The 20,061-nt window shown below is 63.5% G+C and carries 12 protein-coding genes; 8 read left to right on the top strand and 4 right to left on the bottom strand.

The features are described from left to right. Nucleotides 1–107: 107 nt before the first annotated feature. Entirely contained in the window at nucleotides 108–1,946 is a 1,839-nt protein-coding gene (locus O9Z63_RS01100; RefSeq protein ID WP_270127417.1) for a glycosyltransferase, read from the bottom strand. A gap of 185 nt (nucleotides 1,947–2,131) precedes the next feature. On the opposite strand from O9Z63_RS01100, the gene O9Z63_RS01095 reads away from it, so the two are divergent. The 4 genes from O9Z63_RS01095 to O9Z63_RS01080 are packed head-to-tail and all read left to right on the top strand — an operon-like array spanning nucleotide 2,132 to nucleotide 7,295. Further along, a complete protein-coding gene (locus tag O9Z63_RS01095; protein WP_270127415.1) occupies nucleotides 2,132–3,508 on the top strand; it encodes an ATP-binding protein in 1,377 nt (458 codons plus the stop codon). Nucleotides 3,509–3,515: 7 nt separating this feature from the next. Further along, entirely contained in the window at nucleotides 3,516–4,781 is a 1,266-nt protein-coding gene (locus O9Z63_RS01090; protein ID WP_270127414.1) for a tetratricopeptide repeat protein, read from the top strand. Nucleotides 4,782–4,817: 36 nt separating this feature from the next. Next, nucleotides 4,818–6,074 (top strand): tetratricopeptide repeat protein, encoded by a 1,257-nt coding sequence (locus tag O9Z63_RS01085; RefSeq protein WP_270127413.1) that lies wholly within the window; start codon nucleotides 4,818–4,820, stop codon nucleotides 6,072–6,074. An 18-nt stretch (nucleotides 6,075–6,092) separates the two neighbouring features. Further along, nucleotides 6,093–7,295, top strand: coding sequence for a tetratricopeptide repeat protein (locus O9Z63_RS01080; RefSeq protein ID WP_270127412.1), 1,203 nt, complete (start codon nucleotides 6,093–6,095; stop codon nucleotides 7,293–7,295). A gap of 185 nt (nucleotides 7,296–7,480) precedes the next feature. Here the strand turns inward: O9Z63_RS01080 and O9Z63_RS01075 are convergent, their stop codons facing one another. Both O9Z63_RS01075 and O9Z63_RS01070 read right to left on the bottom strand, forming a co-directional pair. Continuing rightward, nucleotides 7,481–8,686, bottom strand: a complete 1,206-nt coding sequence (locus O9Z63_RS01075; RefSeq protein ID WP_270127410.1) for a threonine synthase — start codon at nucleotides 8,684–8,686, stop codon at nucleotides 7,481–7,483. A 242-nt stretch (nucleotides 8,687–8,928) separates the two neighbouring features. Next, on the bottom strand, nucleotides 8,929–9,837 hold the full coding sequence (locus tag O9Z63_RS01070; protein WP_270127409.1) for a LysR substrate-binding domain-containing protein: 909 nt from the start codon (nucleotides 9,835–9,837) through the stop codon (nucleotides 8,929–8,931). 247 nt (nucleotides 9,838–10,084) lie between these two features. Between O9Z63_RS01070 and O9Z63_RS01065 the strand changes: the two genes are divergently transcribed. Then, on the top strand, nucleotides 10,085–10,441 hold the full coding sequence (locus tag O9Z63_RS01065; RefSeq protein WP_270127408.1) for a hypothetical protein: 357 nt from the start codon (nucleotides 10,085–10,087) through the stop codon (nucleotides 10,439–10,441). Nucleotides 10,442–10,569: 128 nt separating this feature from the next. Here the strand turns inward: O9Z63_RS01065 and O9Z63_RS01060 are convergent, their stop codons facing one another. Beyond that, nucleotides 10,570–11,001: a hypothetical protein gene (locus O9Z63_RS01060; RefSeq protein WP_270127407.1), complete on the bottom strand. Its 432-nt coding sequence runs from the start codon at nucleotides 10,999–11,001 to the stop codon at nucleotides 10,570–10,572. Between the two features lie 116 nt (nucleotides 11,002–11,117). Here O9Z63_RS01060 and O9Z63_RS01055 point away from each other — a divergent pair, with 116 nt between their 5' ends. The 3 genes from O9Z63_RS01055 (at nucleotide 11,118) to pbpC (ending at nucleotide 19,867) form a co-directional block, all read left to right on the top strand. Then, nucleotides 11,118–16,643, top strand: coding sequence for an alpha-2-macroglobulin family protein (locus O9Z63_RS01055; protein WP_270127406.1), 5,526 nt, complete (start codon nucleotides 11,118–11,120; stop codon nucleotides 16,641–16,643). A 123-nt stretch (nucleotides 16,644–16,766) separates the two neighbouring features. Next, nucleotides 16,767–17,315: a transposase gene (locus O9Z63_RS01050; protein ID WP_270127405.1), complete on the top strand. Its 549-nt coding sequence runs from the start codon at nucleotides 16,767–16,769 to the stop codon at nucleotides 17,313–17,315. A gap of 140 nt (nucleotides 17,316–17,455) precedes the next feature. Next, complete coding sequence (pbpC, locus tag O9Z63_RS01045; RefSeq protein ID WP_270127403.1) at nucleotides 17,456–19,867, top strand: penicillin-binding protein 1C; 2,412 nt, start codon at nucleotides 17,456–17,458, stop codon at nucleotides 19,865–19,867. Nucleotides 19,868–20,061 lie beyond the last annotated feature (194 nt).

The following is a 20,061-nucleotide window of genomic DNA, read 5'->3' as shown; positions in this document are numbered from 1 at the left end:
AATACACCCATTTCGTCAAAAACAACACATACACAAAGGACATGCCTATTACTTCGCCATTGGGGAGGCATAGGTTTACTTTCCAGCCTTATAGGGTTTAGCGACGGTTACTTGCCGCGCTTCCAGCGGTAGTAGGCGCGGTACCAGAACGAGGTTTTCTTGCGCAGCGTGGCCGTGGTTTCTTCCGGAAACATGTTCACCCGGAACACCTGCATACGGTCGTCTTCGAGGTGCAGGCCGCCGGTGTCGGTGGCTACGCCGAAGGCGAAGCCGGCCGCGTGCACCTGGGCCTTGGTTTCGGGCGTGAGGGCGCCGTAGGGGTAGGCAAAGGACACGATGCGCGTGGCCAGGGCCTGCTCCAGGGCCGTTTTGCTGTACTGGATTTCCTGGGCGGCCTCGGCGGCGGGCAGCTCCGGCAAACGGGCGTGGCGCATGGTATGGGCGCCAATTTCCCAGCCGGCAGCCACAAACGCGCGCTTCTGCGCTTCGTCCATGATGTCGGAGCGTGGCTCGGTGGGGTCGGTGTCCACGTCCCAGTAGTTGTAGCGGATGGCGGGGTCGCCGAGTAGGTAGAGCACGCCGCGGTAGCCGTACTGCTGCATCAGGGGCAGCAGGTTGGTGTAGTTGTCGAGGTAGCCGTCGTCGAAGGTGAGGATGAGCGGGCGGGCCGGGAAGTCGGCCAGGGGCCGCTCGCCGTTGGCGAAGGCCAGGTAGTCGAGGAAGGTGATGGGCGTGAACTGCTGCTGCCGGAAAAAGCGCAGGTGCTCCTCAAACCGGTCTTTTGTGACGAAGATGCGGTGCTTGGTTTGCAGCGGCTCCGTCGGGATTTTGTGGTACATGAGCACCGGCAGGAAGCCTGGCAGCCGCTTTTTCATGATGGCCGAGCGGTACACCGTCAGGACCTCGGCGCTGATGCGGGCCAGACTGAACTCGGTGCGCACGCGCTGCTGCAGGATGGCCGGCACCGCCGCCGGGGCCACTAAAAACGCCTGCACCTGCGCCAGCAGCGCCGGATAGTCTACGTGCGAGCTGGTGCCGACCTGCGCCGAGATGTCGCCGAAGTTGGAGGCGGCGGCCGTGGGGTAGCTGGCTTCCGTCACGATGCCTTCGCAGGTGGCCTCGCCCAGGGCCAGCACCGGCACGCCCGCGCCCAGCGCCTCAATGGCCACCCGCCCCGCCCCTATCACCAGCGTGGAGCGGCGCAGCCAGCCCGGCACATTATCAGTGAAGCCTACCACCTCCACCCGCTCGCCAAACTGCTGTTGCAGCGCCGCCAGGGCTATTTTGCCAGCTTCGGGCAGATGCTCCAGCTCGCCGCCCACCAGCGCCAGCCGCAAACCCGCAAACCCGGTGAGCAGCGCCGGAAACACCTGCTGCAGCAGAGCCGCCGCCCGCTCGCCCTTGCCGCCGTTGAAGCGTCCGATAAAGGACAGTCGAAGCTCGGAAGAACCCGCATTGCCACGGGCTCCTTCACCGAAATCCACCCCGTTTGGCAGCTGCACGATTTTCTCGGGGCGCATCTTCACTTCCTCGATGAGATGCTGGCGCAGGTTTTCGCAGATGGCAATGACTTTGTCGCCGTAGATGTCGAAGAGGCTGGTGCTGGTGTGCAGGTGCTGGCGGCCGTGCACGGTGCTCACGAGCGGCACCTTCAGGCCCCGCAGCGCGAAATAGGCCACCCAGCTGGCAGCGCGCGAGTGGGCGTGCACCACCTCAATCTGCTGCTGCTGCACCAGCTGCCGGATGCGCCGGATGTTGCGCAGCCGCTGCGGGTGCCGCCGGTTGCTGATAGGCAGCTGCTCGACGTGCGCGGCCGTGGGCAGCGTGGCCGCGTCCGACAGCAGCCAGACCTCGTGGCCCTGGGCGTGGTGCGCCTCGGCCAGATGCACGGCGTAGCTCACCGAACCGGCGAAGAAGTTGGCAGACAGCACGTGCAGAATACGCATAGGAAACGAGGCAGACAGGTTGATGGGCAAAGGTACGAAGCCCCGCAGGGGCCTGGCGGGCCGGCGGGAGCTTCACCGAAACCGCGGAACCGAAAAAGCTGGATTTGCGAACAATGGAGCTTGTTTCTGCCGCGCCAATTGGCCGCAAAACCCGTAGCTTGCGGCCTCTCTTTATCGTGTAGATTATGGCCGCCTTACCCAATCCATCCGACTTACAACCCCTGCTCGACGCGCTGCAGTTTTCGCCCGAAAACGTACCCCTGCGCCGCCACGTAGCCGGTTTGCTGCGCCAGATGGGCCGCTTTGCCGAAGCCGAAGACCACTACCGCCTGGGGTTGCGCCAGGCCCCCGATGACGTGGAGTTGCAGCTGGGGCTGGCCGAAACCTACGCGTCCCTGCTGAAAACCTCGGCCGCGCTGGTGGTGCTGGAAGAAGTGCTGCGCGCCCACCCCGACCACGCCCGCGCCCACCTGCTGCATGCCCGGGTGCTGGCCCGCGCCGGCGGCCCGCCCGACGAAGCCCGCGCCGCCTACCAGCAGGCCCTGCAGCTGGACGGCAGCCTGCGCGACCAGGACCTCGACGAGCAGCTGGGCCTCCGCCCGGCCGCCCGCCCCGCCGGGGGCGGCCCCGCCGCCGACTACAACGCCACTCACGTTTCGGACCAGGGCCTGGATGAAAAGGTGCTGTTTGCGGGCCTGGAGAAGCCGAAAATTACGTTTCAGGATGTGGGCGGCATGGACGCGGTGAAGGAGGAAATTGGGATGAAGATGATTCAGCCGCTGCTGCATCCCGACCTCTACAAAGCCTACGGCAAGGCGGCCGGCGGCGGGCTGCTGCTGTACGGCCCGCCCGGCTGCGGCAAAACCTACCTGGCCCGCGCCACGGCCGGCGAGGTGCAGGCCTCGTTTATCCACGTTGGCATCAACGACATTCTGGACATGTGGATGGGCCAGAGCGAGAAGAAGCTGCACGAGCTGTTTGAGCTGGCCCGCATGCAGGCGCCCTGCGTGCTGTTTTTCGACGAGGTGGATGCCCTGGCCGCCAACCGCCACGACTTGCGCCAGAGCGCCGGCCGTACCCTCATCAACCAGTTTCTGGAGGAGCTGGACGGCGCCCGCAGCTCCAACGATGGCGTGCTCATCCTGGCCGCCACCAACGCCCCCTGGCAGCTCGACCCCGCCTTCCGCCGCCCCGGCCGCTTCGACCGGATTGTGCTGGTGACCCCGCCCGACGAGCCCGCCCGCGTGGCCATTCTGGAAGTGCTGCTGCGCAACAAGCCCGTGGCCGCCGACCTGCGCCTGCCTGCCCTAGCCGCCCAAACCGCCGGCCTCTCCGGCGCCGACCTGCAGGCCGTGGTGGACACGGCCGTGGAAGCCTGTCTGCGCGAGTCGATGAAGGCGGGACAGGTGCGGCCGGTGCAGCAGAGCCACTTACTGGCCGCCGCCAAGCAGGTGCGCCCTAGCACCAAGGAGTGGTTTGCCACGGCCAAAAACTACGCCCTCTACTCCAACGAAGGCGGCACTTACAACGACATCCTGACCTACTTGGGCATCAAGAAATAGCTTTGCCATGATGCCCGGAACCCCGGCCGCGCAGTGGCATAGCGCGGTGCAGAACCTGCTGGATATACATCGCCCGGAGCAGGCCGAGCAGCTGGTTCGGCAGCAGCTGGCGCGCAACCCGCAGGATGTGTTTGCGCACATCCTGCTCAGCTTTGCGCTGTACCAACAAAATCGGCTGGAAGAGGCACGGCAAGTAACTCAGCAGGCGCTGGCCCTGAACCCAACCGCCAGTGAGGCATTTTACGTGCTGTTTCTGGTGGAAGACCAAGCCGGACAGGTGCCTGCTCGGGCCGTGGCGTTGCGGGAGGCCCTCCGCCTGCAGCCCTTCAACCCTAAATACCTGGCGGCGCAGGCTCAGCTTCACTTACACCAAAACCAGCCAGCCGCAGCGCAGCAAGTTGCCGCGCGTGGCCTCGCCAACAACCCAGTCCATGCCGGCTGCCTGATTGCGCTGGCGAATGCGCTGCACGAACAGAAGCGCTGGCCAGACCTGGCGCCGGTGCTGCAGCAGCTGGTGGCGGCGCATCCTACTATGCCGAAAGCGCACCAGCTGCTGGGCCGCGAGGCGATGCGGCGGCAGTACTATGCAGCCGCCCAGGCGCATTTTCAGGAGGTGTTGCGCCTGGCTCCCACCGATGCCACGGCCCTTCAAGGAGCCAGTCAGGCAATCCGCCGCCAGCTCTGGATTGGCCGCGCGGCCGTGTGGCTAGATAATTATCTGACGTTCATCTCGGAAGGCACCAAGCAAGGCAAGCTGAAGGCCTGGGGGCATTTCCTGCTGATTCTGATTCCGCTGAGTCTGCTATGCATCCCAATCCTGCTTTTCATGGGGTTTGAGACCGTGTACTGGCGGCTGCACCCGCAGGTACGGCGCCTGCGCAACCGCCCCGACCAAGCCCTTCCGTACGCGCAGCAAACATTCTGGCGGTATGGACCGGTGGCGGCTTTTACGCTGGTGCTGCTGGCCTGGCTCACGGGCGTATTCTGGTTGCTGGTGTGGCTGGGCGTCCCGGAAAGCAGCCTGGGGCCAGGCCTCACGGGTGGGCTTACTACGGTGGCTATGGCCATTTGGGCCGCTTTCAAACACGCCTCCGAGCAGCCGTTGCCTGAAAAGTCGCCCCTGGGAAAGGTGCTGGCAGCCGCGCTGGCGCTGGCACTTAGTATTACGTGCGCAAGCTGGCCGGCAACCTGGCCATATGGGCCGCTGGGAATACTGGGGCTCACTAGCTGGGCCGGGTTTATGGTCTTTCGCCGAGCCCGGGCAGCGGCATAGTAGCCGCCCCTTTTTGCTTTCTCTATCACGTGTTCCATGGATACCCCTCAGCCGCGCCGGATTCAGGTTTTGCTGCGCCAGCTACGCCCCGATCTGGCCGAAACGGAAGCCCGGCGGCAACTGGCCCGTTTTCCGGAATCCAGCCAGTTGCAGGCGCTTCTGGGGCTGAGCCTGATTCGCCAGCACAAGCCGGCCGAAAGCTGCCCGCCCGCCGAGCGGGCCGTGGCGCTGGACGCGCAGAACGACTTCGCCTTCTACGTGCTCAGCATCGCCTGCCTGCAGAATGGGCAGCTGCCGCAGGCCGCTCTGCATATTGCCACGGCCCTGCAGCTGCAGCCCACCGTGCCCGACTACCATTTCTTGCAGGGCTCCGTGGCTTTCGCCGAAGGCCATACGGAAGCTGCCCTGGCTGCCGCCGACCGGGGTCTGTGGCTGCATCCGCAGCACGTGCAATGCCTCAACCTCCGGGCGCGGGCCCTGTCCAGGCTGGGTGGCGAGGCCGACTGGCAGCCGGAGTACCAGCAGGCGCTGCGCGAGGCACCTCTGTTTGCGCCAACATACGTCAATCTGGGGTTCAGCCACCTGGAGCACGCCCAGTTTCAGCAGGCCGAAGCGCATTTTCTGCAGGCCCTGGCCCTCGACCCCACTTCGCAGGAGGCCCGGGCGGGCGTGGTATCCACGGCCATTTCACGCGCGGGCTTAACTCCCCAGCCTAAGCCCCCCAAACCGTGGTTTGTTGAAGACAAACGGGCCGGTTTTTTCCTGATTGCCCCTTTTGTATTGATGTTTCTGGTGGTGCTTTATGCCGCACTGGAAGATGTGGAAGCTGCCACCCTGCGGCAATATGCGCTACCGGTGCTAGCCGGGGCAGTACTGCTGTTTCTCTCGCCCGCTTTGCTGATTGCCAGCTTCAAAACCCTGCACCTGAGCTGGCAGTTGCTGCGGCCCGCTACACGCCACATTCTGCCGCCTCCCCACAGCCGGCTGCTGGCCGTGGAGGCCGGGGCCATACTGGCGTTCTACCTTACCCTGGCGGCCCTGCTGCTACCGGGCACCGCAGGCGGGGGCGGGATGCTGCTTGTTCTGAGCTTGACGGCGGTGGTCGTGGGCCAGCAAACCCTCAGCATCGTGCCGGGCCGCCGGGTGGGCTACCTTTGCGCGGCCGGGCTGCTGCTGCTGGCCGTGGTGCTGGTTGCGCTACAGTCCGCGTACGGCCTGAGCTGGCGAGCCCTGATGCTGTATTTCAACCTCGGAACCTGGCTCTATTTGCTGGCCTTTTCTTATCTCGATTAACCGCTCTTGCCTCTATCCATGGATTCCTATCAGTCGATTAGCCGCGTCCAGTTACTGTTGCAGCACAAGCGCCCCCAGGAGGCCGAGCAGGAAGCCCGCCGCCAGCTCCGCGACGACCCCGACAACAGCTTTTTGCACTGTTTGCTGGCGTTGGCGTTGATGGAGCTCACCCAGCTGCCCGAGGCCCAGGCTGAAGCCGAGCAGGCCATCTACCTCGACCCCGAAAGCAGCTTTGCCTTCTACGTGCTGAGCGCCACCCTGCAGCGCCAGCACGAGCTACCGGCGGCGCTGGAAGCCATTGAGCAGGCTCTGGCCCTCGACCCCGAAGATGCCGACTACCAGCACGTGCTGGGCCAGCTGCGGTTTCAGCAAGGGCAACTACACGCCGCGTTGCGCGCCGCCGAAGCCGGGCTGCAGGCTGATCCTACTCACGTGGATTGCCTGGGCCTGCGGGCGCGCTGCCTGGCCCGCCTCGGCCGCCGCGACGAAGCATCCGCCGACCTCGACGAAGCCCTGCGCCACAGCCCCACCGACGCCGGCACCCACGCCGACCTGGGCTGGGTGGCCCTGGAGCGCGGCCGCGCCAAGCAGGCCGCCGGCCACTTCCGCGAAGCCCTACGCCTCAACCCCACCTCCGACTACGCCCGGGAAGGCCTGGTATCAGCCCTGAAAGCCCGTTTCTGGCTCTACAACGGCTTCTACCGCTTCATGGTCTGGACCCAAACGCTGAGCCCGGGCACCCGGCAGGGGCTGTTTATTGGGCTGTTTCTGCTCTCGCGGGTAGTGCCGGGGCTGCTGCCGCTGTACCTCGTGCTGGTGTATATGAGCTGGTTTGCCGAGCCCCTGTTCAACTCATTGCTGCGCTTCAACCGCTACGGCCGCTTTGCCCTCAGCGAGGCCGATACGCGTAATTCCAATCAGTTTCTGGCTTTGCTGCTAAGCGCGCTGGCTCTGCTGGGCGCGGGCCATTACGCCCATGTTGGCCCGCTGACCACGGCCGGCATTGTGGGGCTGGGGCTGCTGTTTCCGCTGGTGGGCACGCAGCGGCAGTGGCACCTCAAGCGGCGGCAGCAGTCAATGTGGTTTGGCTGGGGGCTGGCGGCCGTGGGCGTACTGGCCATCGGCTTTGATGTGCTGGCGCTGCCGGGTGAGGGGCCGCTGTTTCTGGCGTTTCTGGGCGGCACGCTGGTGTACGTGTGGGTGATGGGTTTGCGGAGCTAGATTTTGCAACCGTCAGGGAAAAGAACGTCATGCTGAGCTTGCCGAAGCATCTCTACCGCTTCGTTGCCCGGTTGTAGAGACGCGACCCTACGTGTCTCGTCGTCTGCGCCGTTAGGTTCGCTCAGACAGCCCAACATCAGCCACGACGAGACTCCAACTATTGCGTCTCTACACCGGGCCGGTTGCTAGCCGTTGGCCCGGCCCAGCACGTTATCCAGATACTTCTGGGCCGAACCGGTATTGAGCAACAGAATCTGCTCCTCCGGCCGAATCTGGCCGGTGTGCAGCAGGTGCAGGGCCGCGCTCCACAGCGCCCCGCCTTCGGGGGCCACGAACAGACCTTCCAGATGGCTCAGCTCGCGCATGCCGGCTAGCATCTGCTCATCGGTGATGGCCAGGGCCAGGCCGTGAGACTCATCCAGCACATCCAGCATGAGTGGTTCGCCCAGGGGGCGGGGCACGGCCAAGCCGTTGGCAATGGAGGGCTGGCCCACGTAGGCGTGGCAGTTGGGCTGGCGGCCGGCGCGGGTTTCCACCAGCGGGCAGCAGCTGGCGGCCTGCACGGCTATCATCCGGGGCAGCTTGGCGTGGCGCGGCAGCCAGCCCAGTTCCTGCATTTCGCGCAGCGCCTTCCAGATGCCGATGAGGCCGGTGCCGCCCCCGGCCGGGTACAGCAGCACGTCGGGCAACGACCAACTGAGCTGTTCGGCCAGCTCGTAGCCCATGGTTTTCTTGCCTTCGAGGCGGTAGGGCTCCTTAAGGGTGGATACGTCGAGCAGCTCGCCGGCAGTGTTCAGCTCCCGCACCCGGGCGGCGCAGTCGTTGATGAGGCCGTCCACGAGGTGCACCTCGGCCCCGTACCAGTAGCATTCCTCCTTAAAGGCCGTGGGCGTGTGGCGGGGCATCACCACCACGCAACGCAGGCCAGCCCGGGCACAATAGGCGGCCAGCGCCACGCCCGCGTTGCCGGCCGTGGGAATAATGCAGCCCGTTGCGCCCAGCTCTTTGGCCTTGGAAACGGCCATGCTCAGGCCCCGGGCCTTGAACGAGCCGGTGGGATTCTGGCCTTCATCCTTGAGCAACAAACTGCGCAAACCGTGGCGGGCGGCCAGCCGGGGCAGCGGCAGTAGCGGCGTCCAGCCTTCCCCCAGCGTCACGAGGTTGGCGTCATCGAGCAAGGGCAATAGAGCCCGGTAGCGCCACATGGAGTTATCGGCCGGGTTGATGACGTCGGCGGGGGTGAGTGGGGCGGTGAGGTCATAGCGGGCCAGCAGCGGCTGGCCGCAGCAGGTGGAAACGCGCTGCAGCGTGAAGGCGTCGTGGGGGGCGTGGCAGGCGGCGCAGTGCAGCGCGTGCAAACGGGATTGGGTAGTGGTTTCGAGGGTGGTCATGGAAGTTCAACGCAAAGCTCCCGCCGCCCTATGCCCAAACCAAACGCCTTCTTGGAATAGCCTATGCCCGTTTGGAATGATGAACGGTGTAGAGACGCAACATTTTGCGTCTCGTCGTTGAACGGCCCGGAACCGCACATTCTAAACAACATCAGCAACTACGAGACGCAAAATATTGCGTCTCTACACCCGGCAGGCATCAGCACGCGAGATTCCTCGCAGGCTCGGAATGACGTGCCAGGTTACCGCTGCGCGTTGCCATAATACCGCCGGGCGAACTGCACGAAGGTTTTGTAGGGCAGGTTGTTTTCGGTGCCTTTGCGCTGCACGAAATCGAAGTGGCGCACCAAGTTCAGGTCGCGTACGGGCACTTCCACCAGCTCGCCGGCGGCCAGCTCTTTCATCACCGACTGCCGGGGCAGAAACGCCAAACAGGTATCCACCCGCACGAAGTTCTTGAGGGCCTCGGTGCCGCCCAGGCGCACTTTCACCAGCAAGTCGGTGAGGCGGATGCCGTGGGTTTGCAGGGCTTCTTCCAGCACGGCCAGCGTACCCGAACCGGTTTCGCGCAACGCCACGGGCGTGCGGCGCAGGTCCTGGGCTTCCAGCTCGCGGCGGTGCAGCGGGTTGCGGGCCGAGCACACGGCCACCACTTCATCAGTGAGTAGTGGAGTGTAGGTGACGTGGCTGACTTTGTGGATGCCCTCAATAATGCCCAGGTCAATTTCGTGTTCCAGTAAAGCCTTGAGGATGTTTTCGGAGTTGCGGTTTTTGAGCGTGAGCTGGGTGTGCGGGTAGCGGCCCAGGTACGCCGAAAGCACCGGCGGAATGACGTAGAGCGAAATAGTAGTGCTGGCCCCGATTACCATCTGCTGGCGCGGCTGAAACTCGGGACTCAGCTCGGTGAACTCCTGCTCCAGTTCGTGCTGCAGCTGCCGGGCCAGCAGCAGCTTGCGGTACAGCAACTCGCCGGCGGCCGTGAGCTGCACCGCATTGCCGAGTCGCTCAAACAAACCCGTCTTGTAGTGCTCCTCCAGCGCCCGCACCCGCTTGCTCACCGCCGACTGGCTCAGAAACAGCGTCTGTCCCGCTTTGGTAAAGCTCAACTGCCGGGCAACTTCCAGAAAGACTTCGTGCGCGTGGGAAAGCATGGCGGCGAAGGTACGCGCCCGGCTGGTTTTTGGGCGGTGTTGGGGCACGAACTGCGCTGCGTAACGCCTGCCATTGGATAGCCAGTATGAATGGACGCGCGGATACCGGCGGCACAATCGTACGTTCTCGCAGCGGTTTGCACCGAGGGCAGCAGAAACGCTAAATCTGTCCCGCTACGAGTTAAAAAAATCAGAGGGCTAGTCCGCCTCTCCCTATATTAGCCACAAACTATACAATTGTTTTATTATGGAAACTGCTGTACAACAGGCTACTCAGGAAGTGTATGATTTCGCCGCCGGCCTGATGGCCAAAGGCTTGCCTGATGAAACGATTCAAAATCAGCTGCGAGAGCAAGGACTGGACACTGAAAGTGCTACGACAATCACCAGCAGCCTACGTGAGGAGTTTGCTGCCTACCAACGCAAGGAAGCCCGCAAGAACATGCTGCACGGCGGCTTGTGGTTGCTGGGCGGCTGCGCAGTTACCGGCGTGACGTTCGCGCTGGCTTCCGACGGCGGCTCTTACGTTATGACTTGGGGCGCTGTCATTTTTGGTGGCTTTCAGTTTCTGAAAGGCGTCTACCAGCACTTCACCCGGCGCTGAGTTTTAGGTGCTTTCTGCCAGACAGCAGCCTACTCACATGTGTGGGTAGGCTTTCTGCATTTCTATGTATCTTCTGCAACACACATGTTGCTGGAGTTAGACGTTGAGTGGCTGGAGACAGCGCTAAACTATTCAAGACCTCCCCAGACAGCGTAGTTTGAGTCTCCTGATGAGGCTATAAGCAAAATACCGCCCTCATTTACGCTTGTACCATCTGACAATTGCCAAGGCTCATTTCCTTCCTCAGAAGTACCGTTAATTCTGAACCATGAGCCGTCATCAAAACGCACTTCTAAATCTGCGGTATCGGTACAGAAAGCATCCGCTACTCGCTTCAGATTGACGCTATTCATTCCCAGCAGCATACACTCTGCTTCACTCAACTTATCATCCCGCTGAGGATAGAAAGCAATACCAGAATCGAAGTAAAGCTCTATGTCACCATGCTCCCCTCTAAACTGGATGTATGGGCTTTGATGAAGCACACCAAAGCTTTCAACATGGGTATCAACCAAAAGCGTGCTTATTATACGATTAGCTACCTCTATTTTATTCTTCATGACCCATATAAGTTGACAAAAAACTAATAACTATCCCTATTCAAACCTATACAAAACATAGCAGAAACGCCGTTTTTCTATACCTTCCGGCGTCTTTCCTAACTCCTCCCCCTTCCATGCTGTTTCGCTCCTTTTCCCGCCTGCCGCTGCTGGTGTTGCTGGCGGTGCTGTGCGCCTGCTCCAAGTCTGGTTCCGACGGTGGACAAGACCCCAACGGCGAGGAAATTGACCCGTACCAGAACCTCGTATTCCAGTTTGCCGATGCCGTGGTGACGCCTGAGCTGCAGGACCGCTGGGATACGGTGCAGGTGGTGAGCTTCGAGCCGGCCGTGCGCGGCAAGTTCAAGTGGACGTCGGACCGGGAGCTGATTTTCTCGCCCAGCACGCCGTTTAAGCCCAGCACCAACTTCACGGCCACGCTGCGCAAGGAGGCGTTGCCGGAGGGCAAGCGCAACGCCGAGCTGCCCGAGAACCGCCAGAAATTCCACACGCCCTACCTGGAGCTGCAGGAGCCGCAGGCGTTCTGGGGCCGCTCTAGCCGGGCGGCCGGCACCGCCGAGATGCGCGTGGAACTGCCCTTCAACTATGCCGTGAAGCCCGCCGACGTGAAGCCCCTGCTGCGCGTGACGCAGGACGGCCAGCCCGTGGCCTTCGAGGTCAGCGGGGAGCCCGGCGAAGTGGTGCGCGTGCGCCTCAACCAGCAGGTGCGCCCCGGCACGCCGCTCACGGTGGCGCTGGCCCAGGGCCTGCACGCCGTGGGCAGCGACCAGCCCAGCACCGCCGACTACGAAACCCAGGTAACGGTGCCCGACCCCGAGGCCCTGCAGGTAACCACCATCGAAGGCTCGCTGAAAAACGCCGACCCGATGGTGCTCATCACCACCAACCAGCCCGTCACGGCTACCGATTTGCAGAGCTACCTCACCGTGTCGCCGCAGGTGGCCTACGAGGTGGAGGAAACGGAAAACGGCGTGCGGCTGAAGGGCGGCTTCGAGGTGGGCCGCACCTACCAGATTGGCGTGAACCAGGGCCTGCGCGGGGCGCTGGGCGGGATGCTCGGGGAGGGCGTGACGCAGTCGGTGAGCTTCTCCGACGAGCGGCCCACCATCAGCTTCGGCAGCGCCGAGAAGGCCATGTACCTCGATGCCCTGGGCTCGCGCAACCTGGGCGTGCGCATCAACGAGGTGAATCAGGTGAAGGTGACCATTGCCAAGGTGTACGCCAACAACATTCAGCAGCTGCTGCGCGGCGGCAGCCAGTACGGCTACCCCGAGTACGACGGCGAGGAAAGCAGCGAGGAAGAAGGCGACGGCGGCGAATACGTGGACCGCTCCTTCCAGTACTACGACGTGGAAAACCTGGGCAACGTCCTCACCGAGCGCACCTACACCGTGTCGGGGCTGCCGAAGGCGCAGGGGCTGCGGCTGCTGAACCTAAATCTGAAGGACCTGGAGTTTTCGGGCGGGCTGAAGGGCCTGTACGTGATACGCGTGCAGGACACCGAGCGGCAGTGGCTGCAGGTGAGCAAGCTGGTGGCCGTGTCGGACATCGGGCTGATTGTGAAGCAGGGCAAAGGTGGTAGCACGCTGGTGTTTGCCAACTCCATCCGCAACGCCAAGCCGCTTTCCGGCGTGGAGCTGCGCTACATCAGCACCAACAACCAGGTGATGGGCACCGGCCTCAGCAACCACGAGGGCGTGGCCCGCTTCGACAGCACGGCCGCCAACGGCCGCTTCCGGCTGGGCATGGTGATGGCCCAGCAGGGCAACGACTTCACTTTCCTCGACCTGAGCCGCAGCCGGGTGGAAACCTCCCGCTTCGAGGTGGGCGGCCTGCAAACCAACGCCGCCCGCTACCAGGCCTTCCTCTACGGCGACCGGGACCTGTACCGCCCTGGCGACACCATCCAGACCAACACCGTACTGCGCACCGACGCCTGGCAGGCCCCGCCCAAAGGGCTGCCGGTAAAAATCCGGCTGCTGCTGCCCACCGGCAAGGAGTATGCCAGCCTGCAGAAAACGCTGAACGCGGCCGGCTCCTTCGAGGCCCGCTTCATCCTGCCCCCGGCCGTAATGACCGGCCTTTATACTCTGGAAGTGCTGACCGGCAACGATGTGCTGCTGACCTCGCGCCAGCTGTCGGTGGAGGAGTTTATTCCGGACCGCATGAAGGTGACGGTGAAGGCCGACCGCGCCGTGGTGAAGCCCAGCCAGTCGGTTTCGGCCCTGATTACGGCCCAGAACCTGTTCGGTCCCCCGGCCGCCGACCGCAAGTTTGAAGTCGAGTTTTCGCTGAAGGAAAAGGCCTTCAACCCCAAAGGCTTCGAGCAGTTCACCTTCGCCATCAACAGCGGGGAGCGGCGGCGCGGCAACTACGGCGACCTGGAATCGACGCCCATTTCCGACCGGTTCGAGAAAACCACCCGCGAAGGCACCACCGACGCCGCCGGCCGCGGCACCGCCACCTACCAGGTACCCGACTACACCGACCTGGGCACGCTGGAAGGCGCGGCCTTCACCACGGTATTCGATGAAACCGGCCGCCCCGTGAACCGCCTGGCCACCTTCGAGGTGCAGACCCAGCCGGTACTGTTCGGCATCCGGAGCGCCGATGATCTGGTGAGCACCGGTCAGCCGCTGGCCGTGCAGCTGGCGGCCCTCACGCCGGCCGGCCAGCCCACCACGGCCCAGGCCCGGGTGCAGGTGGTGCGCCTGCTCTGGGAAACGGTGATTGAGCGCCAGGGCGGCCGCTATGTCTACAACTCGCAGAAGCGGGAGGAAGTAGTGCTGAACCGCGTGGTGTCGGTGAAAGGCGCGGGCCAGGATGCCGGCCTGAACTTCACGCCCACTTACTCCGGCGAGTACGAAATCCGGGTATCGGGCACCGGGGCCGTGACCTACGTGGCCCGGCGCGTGTACGCCTACGGCTACGGCGACACCCAGAGCAACTCTTTCGAGGTGAACAACGAGGGCGAGGTGACCATTGAGGCCGACAAGCCTAAGTACCAGCCCGGCGACGTGGCCCACCTGCTGCTGAAAACGCCCTTCCCCGGCCGGGTGCTCGTGACCGTGGAGCGGGACCGGGTGCTCGACCACTTCTACGTGACCACCGACGAAAAATCGGCCAAGGTGGACGTGCCCATCCGGGGCAACCACGTGCCCAACATCTACGTGACGGCCACCGCCATCCGCGAAATCAAGGACAACCGCCTGCCGCTCACGGTGGCCCGGGGCTTCGTGCCCCTCACGGTGGAGAAGCCCGGCGCCCGCCTGCAAGTCGCCGTCAACGCCCCCGCCCAAAGCCGCTCCCAGACCGCCCAGACCATTGAAGTAACCACCGCCCCCGGCGCGCAGGTGACGCTGGCTATGGTGGACGAGGGTATTCTGCAGATGAAGGACTACCGCACGCCCGACCCCTACGGCTACTTCTACCAGAAGCGCGCCCTGGAGGTGCAGGCCTTCGACGTGTACCCCTTCCTGCTGCCCGAGCTGGGCAGCAGCAGCACCGGTGGCGACGGCTACGACCTCTCGCGCCGCACCACGCCCGTGCCTAACCGCCGCGTGCGCCTGCTGGCCAAATGGAGCGGCGTACTCACCGCCGACGCCAGCGGCAAGGTGCGCTACAAGCTGCAGATCCCGCAGTTCAGCGGGGCCATCCGCATCATGGCCGTGGCCTACAAAGGCGACGCCTTCGGCTCGGCCGAACACACCATGAAAGTGGCCGACCCGGTGGTTATTTCAACGGCCCTCCCCCGCTTCCTCAGCCCCGGCGACACGATTGACGTGCCAGTTACGCTGACGAATACAACGGGAGCAGCTATTAAGGGTACAGTAATCATCAAGGTGAATCCACGGGAGGAGCCCTTGAGTGTAGTTCAAGTTGGTCAGAAAAGCTTCGACTATTCCGACTCCTATAGTGCCTTGTTACAGCCAGGCAGCGAAAAACGTGTTGTATTCTACCTGTGCGCAAAACCCAAGATTGGTAACGCGAAGGTGGAAATCATCTTCTCTACAACAGGTAGTAAGGAAGCCTTCACCGAAACCATCGAACTGCCCATCCGCCCCGCTTCGCCGCTGCAGAAGCGGACGGGGGCGGGCGTGGTAGCGGGCGGCGCGGCCCAGCAGCTAAACCTGCGCACCGACTTCCTGCCTGCCTCCCTGCGCAGCCAGCTGGTGGTGAGCCGCTCCCCGATGACGGAGTTTGCCAAGGACCTGCGCTACCTGCTGCAATACCCCTACGGCTGCCTGGAGCAAACCGTGTCGGCCGCCTTCCCGCAGCTCTACTACGGCGACCTAGCCGCCACGCTGGGCCAGAAAACCGGCAAAACTGGTAAAGCCGGCCTGTTCAACCCCAACTACCACGTGCAGGAAGCCATCCGCAAGGTGGAAGCCCAGCAAATGTACAACGGCAGCCTCAGCTACTGGCCCGGCGGCGACTACGACAACTGGTGGGCCACGGCCTACGCCGCCCACTTCCTGCTGGAAGCCCAGCAAGCCGGCTTCGATGTAAACAAGAACGTGCTGGACCGGGTGCTCCGCTACCTGCAGGCCCGGGTGCGTAAGCGCGAAACCGACACCTACAACATCATCCAGACCGGCGGCGTGATTCAGCCCGTGACGCTGGCCAAAAAGGAAATTGCTTACTCGCTGTACGTGCTGGCCCTGGCCGGCCGCCCCGATGCCGTGGGCCTCAACTACTACAAAGCCAACCGCAAGCTGCTGCCCGAAGATTCGCGCTGGGTGCTGGCCTGCGCCTTCGCCCTGAGCGGCAACCAGCGCAGCTACCGCGAAACCCTGCCCACCCGCTTCGGGGTGCAGTCCATAGCCGGCCGCCAGCTCGATGGCGCCTTCTCCTCCCCCATCCGCGACGAGGCGCTGGTGCTCAACGCCCTGCTTGCCGCCGACCCCGCCAACGCCCAGGTGAACGTGCTGGCCCGCCAGCTCAGCCGCCAGGTGAAGCAGGCCAACTGGCTCAGCACCCAGGAACGCGCCTTCGCGCTGCTGGCCCTGGGCAAGCTGGCCCGCAAAAACGCCGGCAGCACCGTCACAGCCAGTCTGCTGGCCGACGGCAAAGCCATCGGTAACTTCTCGGGCAAGGACCTCACGGTAAGCAACGTGGCCAACCGCCAGCTGGCCCTGCGCACCAGCGGCAAAGGCAGCCTCTACTACTTCTGGGAAACCGAGGGCATCTCGCCCACCGGCCAAGTGCGTGAGGAAGACGCCTACCTGCAGGTGCGCCGCCAGTTCCTCAACCGTACCGGCCAACCCGTAGGCAGCACCAGCTTCCGCCAGAACGATTTGGTGGTCGTGAAAATCACCATCCAATCGGCCGAAAGCGCCGGTGAAGTGAAGAACGTGGCCATCACCGACCTGCTCCCCGCCGGCCTGGAAATCGAAAACCCACGTATCGGGGCCGTGCGCGACATCACCTGGGCCACCGACGCCGCCCAACCCGACTACCTCGACGTACGCGACGACCGAATCAACCTGTTCACCACCGTCACCCCCCAGCCCAAGTCGTTCTACTACCTCTGCCGCGCCGTGAGCAAAGGCACCTTCAAGCTCGGCCCGGTGAGTGCTGACGCTATGTACAACGCCGAGTACCACAGCTATAATGGAGCCGGCGTGGTACGGGTGCGGTAGAGACGCAATATTTTGCGTCTCGTCGTTGCTGATGTTGTTTGTATAGCACGTCACCGGGCCGTTCAACGACGAGACGCAAAATATTGCGTCTCTACACCGTTGCAATTGCTTTATGTCTCACCTATGGACTCCGGGCTGTATCAGGATAAATACCGTATTGCTTCAACCCGCTGGCATGTATACGATTACAGCCAGAACGGTGCGTATTTCGTCACTATCTGCACGCATAAACGACGCCGGTATTTTGGGGAGATACAAGCTGGACAAGCCATAGGTAAAGCAGCAGTATTGACTCCCACTCCTCTGGCAGAGCGGGCCTTGACATGTTGGCAGGAAATACCGGACCACTTTGCTTTTGCAGTACCGGACGCTTTTGTCGTGATGCCTGACCATGTACACGGCATCATCTTCTTCCACAAACCGGATACGAATACGGAAGCCGCTGCCACGTTCGGCCCACAAAGCCAGAATCTGGCGGCTGTCGTGCGAGGCTTCAAAGTAGGCGTGAAGGCGTGGGCAACGCGCAATGGCGTGGAATTCATGTGGCAGCAGGGGTATTTTGACCGGGTGGTACGCAACGAAGTCGAGCTACAGAAGGCGCGGGAATACATTCGCAATAATCCTTCTCAGTGGTCGGCTGACCATGAGAAAGCAGACGGCTTGTTCCGCTGAAGGATGTAGAGACGCAATATCTTGCGTCTCGTCATTGAACGACATCGAACCAACCGATTCTAAAGCTAGGGAATAACCCCATTGCTCTTTATAACAACATCAGCAACGACGAGACGCAAGATATTGCGTCTCTACATCCCATGAAACGCCGCCCCCTTTACCGTCTGCTGGCGGGCTTTGGCCTGTTGCTACTGCTTCTGCTGGGGCTGGACTGGGCGTTTCCGGTGCCGCCGGCCCCGCAGTACTCGCCCCTGGTGCTGGCCGTCGACGGCTCGGTGCTGCACGCCTACCTCAACCCCACTCAGAAGTGGCGGATGAAGACGGAGCTGCGCGAGATTACGCCGGTGCTGCGGGCGGCCATCATCGAGAAGGAGGACCGGTGGTTTCGGTGGCATTTTGGGGTTAACCCCGTGGCCCTGGTACAGGCGGCCGGGCGCAACCTGTTTGGCACGGGGCGCACCACCGGGGCCAGCACCATCACCATGCAGGTGGCCCGGCTGCTGGAACCCAAGGAGCGCACGTTGCCCAACAAGCTGCTGGAAATGGCCCGGGCTGTGCAGCTGGAAGCCCACTACAGCAAAGACGAAATCTTGCAGCTGTACCTGAACCTGGTGCCTTACGGCGGCAACGTGGAAGGCGTGAAATCGGCCGCGCTGCTCTATTTCCAGCAAACGCCCGACTACCTCTCTTTGGCCCAGACCGTGACCTTGGCCATCATTCCGAACCGGCCGCGGGGGCTGGTGCTGGGCAAGAACAACGCGGCCGTGCTCCGGGAACGGAACCGGTGGCTGCGGCGCTTCGGAGCGGCCGGGCTATTCCCGGCGCAGGACGTGGCCGACGCCCTGCTGGAACCCCTGGACGTGCAGCGCCACCCCGCGCCCACCCTGGCCCCGCACCTCTCGCGGCGGCTGGTGCGGCAGTTTCCGCACGCGGCCATTATCAGCAGCAGTTTGCAGCGCAGCAAGCAAAGCAAGGCCGAAGACCTGACCCTGGGCTACGTGCGCCGCCTGCGCGAGCTGGGCATCACGCAGGCGGCCGTGCTGGTGGTGAATAACCGCACCCGGCAGGTGGAAGCCTACGTGGGCTCGGCCGATTTCCGCGACTTCGCCAGCCAGGGCCAGAACGACGGCGTGGTGGCCGTCCGCTCGCCGGGCAGTACGCTCAAGCCGTTTCTGTACGCGCTGGCTATGGACCAGGGCCTCGTGACGCCCAAGCTGCTGCTGCCCGATGTGCCCACCAACTTCCAGGGCTACCGTCCCGAGAACTTCGACAAGCACTGCAACGGCGAAGTAACGCTGGAACACGCCCTGGCCTACTCGCTCAACATCCCGGCCGTGCGCGTGCTCAACCAACTCGGCGTACCCGCCTTCACCGACAAGCTTCGCCAGGCCGGCTTCCACAGCGTCACGCGCAACCGCACTAAGCTGGGTTTGAGCAGCATTTTGGGCGGCTGTGGCGCCAGCCTGGAAGAACTGACAAATCTGTATGTGACGCTGGCCGATGAGGGACGTTACGCGCCGCTGCGTTACCGGGCACCCCACCCCCCAGCCCCCTCCCCTCCGGGAGAGGGGGAGCGTGATGAAGACGTTGAACGAAATCATTCGACTCCCCCTCTCCCGGAGGGGAGGGGGCCGGGGGGTGGGGTCCTCCAACAGAACGGCAACCAGCTCATCTCCGAATCCGCCGCCTTTCTCACCACCGACATCCTCAGCCAGCTTACCCGGCCCGATTTGCCGCTGGGTGCGGCCAGCAGCATGCGCCTGCCCAAAGTAGCCTGGAAAACCGGCACCAGCTACGGCCGCCGCGACGCCTGGAGCATCGGCTACAACCGGCAATACACCATCGGCGTGTGGGTGGGCAACTTCAGCGGCCAGGGCAGCCCCGCCCTCACCGGGGCCGACGTGGCCACGCCGCTGCTGTTCGACCTCTTCAACGCCCTGGCCTACAACTCGCCCAACGACTGGTTTGCGCCCCCGGCAGCGCTGGATTTCCGGCTGGTGTGTACCGAAAGCGGGCTGGTGCCGGGTGAAAACTGCCCCCATCAGGTAATCGACTACTTCTTGCCCAACGTGAGCAGCGGGCAGCGCTGCCAGCACCAGCGCGAGGTGCTGGTATCGGCCGATGGCGGGTTTGCCTACTGCCGGGCCTGCGCTCCGGCGGCCGGCTACCGGCGCGAGCTGTACCCCAACCTGCTGCCCGAGGTGGCAGCCTATAAGGAAGCCCAGGGCATTCCGTACCGCCGGCTGCCGCCCCATAACCCGCAGTGCCAGCTGGTGCGCGGCGGTCCGGAACTGGCCCCCAGCATTACCTCACCCACCGCCAACACTGAGTACGTGCTCAACCGGCGCGAGCAGCAACAGCTCCTGCTCAGCTGCACCACCGACAACGAAGTGCGCCAGGTGCACTGGTACGTGAACGACCAGTTTTTGCGCACGGCCCGGGCCACCGAGCGGGTGTTTTTCCGACCCCGGCCCGGCCCCCTCAAAATCTCCTGCGCCGACGACCACGGCCGCAATACCGACGTGCTGGTGACGGTGACGGAGCTAGAGTAGTAGCGCGAACTTTGTAGTTCGCGTCTCCGCGCCGTTGCCTTACGTGTGTTTCCGCGCGCCGCGTGATATTGCCCCGCACCGCCCTGATCGTGCCGAGACGCGAACTACAAAGTTCGCGCTACTGCGCGCACGTCCATAAAGCCCATAAGCTGAACCATGCGGCTGGCAGCTTTTTAACGCCGCCCGAAAACCTT

This window comes from Hymenobacter yonginensis (genome assembly GCF_027625995.1).
GTDB classification, from domain to species: Bacteria; Bacteroidota; Bacteroidia; order Cytophagales; family Hymenobacteraceae; genus Hymenobacter; species Hymenobacter yonginensis.
This window is presented reverse-complemented; position numbering and strand designations above follow the sequence as displayed.

What these genes read in the sequence shown, in the direction of transcription:
- O9Z63_RS01100 (WP_270127417.1), bottom strand. Translation starts at nt 1,946, where the DNA reads ATGCGTATTCTGCACGTGCTGTCTGCCAACTTCTTCGCCGGTTCGGTG.
- O9Z63_RS01095 (WP_270127415.1), top strand. Translation starts at nt 2,132, where the DNA reads ATGGCCGCCTTACCCAATCCATCCGACTTACAACCCCTGCTCGACGCG.
- O9Z63_RS01090 (WP_270127414.1), top strand. Translation starts at nt 3,516, where the DNA reads ATGATGCCCGGAACCCCGGCCGCGCAGTGGCATAGCGCGGTGCAGAAC.
- O9Z63_RS01085 (WP_270127413.1), top strand. Translation starts at nt 4,818, where the DNA reads ATGGATACCCCTCAGCCGCGCCGGATTCAGGTTTTGCTGCGCCAGCTA.
- O9Z63_RS01080 (WP_270127412.1), top strand. Translation starts at nt 6,093, where the DNA reads ATGGATTCCTATCAGTCGATTAGCCGCGTCCAGTTACTGTTGCAGCAC.
- O9Z63_RS01075 (WP_270127410.1), bottom strand. Translation starts at nt 8,686, where the DNA reads ATGACCACCCTCGAAACCACTACCCAATCCCGTTTGCACGCGCTGCAC.
- O9Z63_RS01070 (WP_270127409.1), bottom strand. Translation starts at nt 9,837, where the DNA reads ATGCTTTCCCACGCGCACGAAGTCTTTCTGGAAGTTGCCCGGCAGTTG.
- O9Z63_RS01065 (WP_270127408.1), top strand. Translation starts at nt 10,085, where the DNA reads ATGGAAACTGCTGTACAACAGGCTACTCAGGAAGTGTATGATTTCGCC.
- O9Z63_RS01060 (WP_270127407.1), bottom strand. Translation starts at nt 11,001, where the DNA reads ATGAAGAATAAAATAGAGGTAGCTAATCGTATAATAAGCACGCTTTTG.
- O9Z63_RS01055 (WP_270127406.1), top strand. Translation starts at nt 11,118, where the DNA reads ATGCTGTTTCGCTCCTTTTCCCGCCTGCCGCTGCTGGTGTTGCTGGCG.
- O9Z63_RS01050 (WP_270127405.1), top strand. Translation starts at nt 16,767, where the DNA reads ATGGACTCCGGGCTGTATCAGGATAAATACCGTATTGCTTCAACCCGC.
- pbpC (WP_270127403.1), top strand. Translation starts at nt 17,456, where the DNA reads ATGAAACGCCGCCCCCTTTACCGTCTGCTGGCGGGCTTTGGCCTGTTG.